We start from the raw sequence: 3,808 nt of genomic DNA, 5'->3' as shown, positions 1-3,808 counted from the left end.
GTCACGTAATCAAGACTATATCAAACTGGCTGGTCGTGACATCATGAAACAGGTCGACGAAATCCTTGATTACGCCAATGACGTCTCACAACCTGACACTTAGGCGACTTGGAAAAACATACTCATTCAGGCCACCACCGCGATGTTCCAGCCACGCCCGCACGCTTTCCCGCGTTGTTTCTGTAATTTCGAACTGTACAGGTCGCCGGGTTTTCTGCTGGACGACCATGGCTCGGTGACGCACCTGACCGCTGGTCACGATGTCGCCGATACGAAGGCTGACAAGATCGCAACCTCTGAGCTTGCTATCGAGAGCAAGATCAAACAAAGCTCTGTCTCTGACACGCTGTTCGCTCCCCAGCCAGAACCGAATAGCCCAGACGTGCTTTTCTTTGAGCGCTCGCTTGGCGCCAACCATTTTCCCTGCATTCCAAGGTACGGACGCCTTCAGCGTAGGCGATGGAAAACGCGTTTTCTTTTCCATGATACTTTCTCCTGATCAGCTGCAGATGCAGCAATCAGAAGTCTGGAAAGGATCTCGACGGATAACGAGAACTATTGCTGACTGTCCGCTTTCCGGAAACCCGCAAGGCTCCGTTTATGACCTACATGAGGCGGAAGCCGACCAAGGCTCTCCCTCAGAAACCAGTTAAAAGTAGATCAATAGCCTGGATGATTTCATCCTGATAAAGAGACAATGACGTCACGACTTTTTTCAGATCACGGTCAGGTACAGCAGCCATAAACTGTGTCATCATAACGAACGACTGGTCATCGACTACGAAAATCGGATTCAGTCTCTTTGCCGGCTTGGGTGCCACTTTCTGTGATAAAAGCGGCACCACAATGCGGGTGCCCAACTCGTCAAGCAGGTCTGCCTGCACATCTAAAACGAAACGCGCTTCACCTCGTCCGGCCAAACAATACACATCAAAACGCGCCATTCAGAAGTTCCGATAATCCGCCAGAGGAAGACCATTCTTTTCGACATACTGTCGGGATGCTTCAAGAGAGGAGCGATTTTCTGCGAGCCATTGTTGAGCACGAACCGAAGCGATCGCTGACTTCAACCCCTGTTCGCAGGCCTGCGATATGTTGAGATCAAGCGATCTGGCTTCTTCGAGTAACTGAGCAGGTAACGTCACATTAGTGGGACGACGCAACGGACTGGTGGAGTGCACACGAACCATAGCTTTGATCCTATTTACATGAGAACTGAAACATAGCACATGTTTATGCACATTTCCATGCGCATATTATCATCTCGATATATGCCTGCTTTCAGAAAACTCCAGCAATTCCTGTTACGTCTGACATGAGGCAGAAGCCGAAGCTCCACTTATCCCTTAACCGGCCGTCCAATCCTCAGATCGCAACCCATCTACCCTCGTAAATTCTCGTAGATTTCCGGTCACAACGACAAGCCCCCTGCTTCGAGCGTGCCCGGCAATCATCAAATCGTATGGGCCGATGACACAGCCACGCGTTTCCAGCTCTGCCCTGATTTCCGCTGTATGGGCTGCGGCGTCATCATCAAATGGTAAAACAGACAGACGCGCGGCAAAATGCTCAACCTCACGTCGAATCTTTACCGGATCGTGAGATTTTTCGGCTCCGTAGAGAAGTTCGTAAAGCACGACATCCGAGATGCAGAGCGCCTCGGCGTTATCATTGAAACGCTCGCGCAAGCCTTGCGGACGATCGCGCAGGACGCGGATGCAAAAATTTGTACCCAGAAGATAACGAAGCATCAGAAGCTTTCGCGTTCCTGCATCCTCGGCTGATCACGCTCAGGCAGTGGAGTGCCCGGAGCCGCAAAGAAGTCGTCCCATGCGGCATTTGCAGGTGCGATTATACGACGCGCACCGTCCTGGATGATCACGACGTCTTTCAGGCTGGCGTCAAACGCAACCGCTTTGGGAAGACGCACGGCCTGGGAGCGATTGGACAGAAAGAGCGTCGTGCGGGTGAGCATCGTAACCTCCATTTGGGATATGCCGACAGTATATCCAAGCTCTTGCCGGGTAGCAATGGAATTCGCTCGCAATACTGGCCAGACCATTTTCCCCCAACCCTGCTCTCAGGGCACGGCGATCAATGACCAGAATCCCAGTTTGCGCTTATGTGAAGCCTTCAGCCGGGTCATGAACGTTCCATGGGATTCCATGCCTTCAGCCATGGTCAACATGGGTGCAAGTCGCTGACAGGACGCAAGATCCTTTGCGGCATAGGCGTAGTAACGGGAAAGCGCCCTGTCCAGCACGGCCTCGACCAGCAGACGGTAGAGCAAAGTTGCCTCATTGGGATAAGATTCAGATAGACGTTCAGCTGCCGAACGCAGCGTCCCGTAGTCCCGTCCGTCCAGTTCCGCTGTATGATGCCGCACGAGACGGGCAGCTTCGTCGAGCGCTGGCCATTCCAGCAGAGTAGACAGGGCCACGCTTCTATTCGGGAAAGTCCGGATGTGATCGAGCGCCTGCTCTTCGGCGTCGATCGCATCATAATCGCTGAGATGACGCTGATAGGCTTTCCAGTGCGGCAGGCTCAGGCGTTCCCGAAAGACGTTCCATCGCAGGGCCTGGGCTTTGTCTCTGTCTCCAACGGCCTCGTATGCTTCAATCCGCAGATCGTCGTTTTCCTTGTAAAAGCGGGAATTCTCCTCAGTGTCCCGGTCGAGCCACCCGAGTGCCTCATGATGCCGTCCCTTGTCCATGAGACGCCGCGCAACGTCGCTGATATAGGCACACTGACGATCACTCAGGCTGACAGCTTCACTATACGCATCGACGTCGTCCATGGCATCGGCCAGATCCCGCAGGTAACCGATTGTCTGCATACGCGCGATGTCGGTATGATAATCTCTCTTCCCCTTTGACGCAGGAAGGTCATGCAGTCGTGCCAAAAGCATGGTTCTGAGCATGGCTGCACCCGTTTCGCCCAATGCCGTGCCACACGCAGCAAGCAGACGATCGCAAGTGCCATACCCGTCATGATCAAGTAGCGTGAGAAGGTCTGTGACAACGATGGTGGGATCCCGGTTGGCCTGTCGTCCCCAGAGGGCACCGAGGTCAGAGGCGGCCTCCCTGAATACGTCCGACAGATATCCGGAACTATCGTCCGAGTGCTCGTAAACGGATGGGGCAATCTCCACGAGCAGCCGCATAGCCGAAATGGCCTGCCCGACATCGGCATAGGCGACGTCGTCAAGAATGGATTGCCGCAGGGTATCAAGTTCAGCAGCCAGAGGACGGATCCGGTCCCAGGGCAGGAACCCACGGGAACGCTGGATCGTGCGCAGCCTCTTTTCGATCTCCTTACCGAGTTTGTCCTTCGCGTGAACCGCCGTCAGCGCCATGCGAAGCTTACGGGTCAGTGCGGTGTCCTGCCCTGCCAGTTCGACGAGCAAGTCCGCAAGTCGGTCCGCACCAAGCGCCTTCAGATTGTCCCTCGTGACCGTCGTGCCGACTTTCGCTGAGGCACGGGACTTGGGCTTTTCAAAGGGATTTCGAGTCATGGAAGCAGGTTATGGCTCTCCCTCAGGAAGCGCAATCGCCCAGTGTTGGTCCGGCGTGTCAGAGCCTTCCTCTCATCGGATACGCCCCTCCAAGCCGGACGGGCGTATCCGATGTCGGCTATTCACCCCCTGGTTTTCACCCAGAAGCGCCCGGTGGCAGTCCTTCGTGACTCCCACCCTGCATTTTTGAGCATGAAAAGCAGATCTTTTTCTGGCGGCACGTCGATCACGTTTTGCATGATTTCTGCCAAGGTTGTTCTTTCTCGGGTAATCCCCCCATAAAAAGAGTGACTT

At 54.4% G+C, this 3,808-nt stretch carries 6 protein-coding genes; all 6 read right to left on the bottom strand.

Annotation, left to right across the window (positions count from 1 at the left end):
* Positions 1-85 precede the first annotated feature (85 nt).
* The 6 genes from AD928_RS00600 to AD928_RS00580 all read right to left on the bottom strand — a co-directional run bounded on the left by AD928_RS00600 (position 86) and on the right by AD928_RS00580 (position 3,514).
* The gene (locus AD928_RS00600) at positions 86-484 is read right to left on the bottom strand and encodes a tyrosine-type recombinase/integrase (RefSeq protein WP_082779659.1); all 399 of its coding nucleotides are present in this window, start codon (positions 482-484) and stop codon (positions 86-88) included.
* A 154-nt stretch (positions 485-638) separates the two neighbouring features.
* Positions 639-944, bottom strand: coding sequence for a CcdB family protein (locus AD928_RS00595; RefSeq protein ID WP_042788970.1), 306 nt, complete (start codon positions 942-944; stop codon positions 639-641).
* Positions 945-1,190, bottom strand: a complete 246-nt coding sequence (locus tag AD928_RS14260) for a type II toxin-antitoxin system CcdA family antitoxin (RefSeq protein ID WP_080587162.1) — start codon at positions 1,188-1,190, stop codon at positions 945-947.
* Between the two features lie 156 nt (positions 1,191-1,346).
* Positions 1,347-1,751, bottom strand: coding sequence for a type II toxin-antitoxin system tRNA(fMet)-specific endonuclease VapC (gene vapC / locus AD928_RS00590; RefSeq protein ID WP_062247429.1), 405 nt, complete (start codon positions 1,749-1,751; stop codon positions 1,347-1,349).
* Positions 1,751-1,975: a type II toxin-antitoxin system VapB family antitoxin gene (vapB, locus tag AD928_RS00585; RefSeq protein ID WP_062247431.1), complete on the bottom strand. Its 225-nt coding sequence runs from the start codon at positions 1,973-1,975 to the stop codon at positions 1,751-1,753. The genes vapC and vapB overlap by 1 nt, the downstream gene beginning before the upstream one ends.
* 105 nt (positions 1,976-2,080) lie before the next feature.
* A complete protein-coding gene (locus AD928_RS00580; protein WP_062247427.1) occupies positions 2,081-3,514 on the bottom strand; it encodes a DUF6880 family protein in 1,434 nt (477 codons plus the stop codon).
* Positions 3,515-3,808 lie beyond the last annotated feature (294 nt).

Source organism: Acetobacter cerevisiae, assembly GCF_001580535.1.
GTDB classification, from domain to species: domain Bacteria; phylum Pseudomonadota; class Alphaproteobacteria; order Acetobacterales; family Acetobacteraceae; genus Acetobacter; species Acetobacter cerevisiae.
This window is presented reverse-complemented; position numbering and strand designations above follow the sequence as displayed.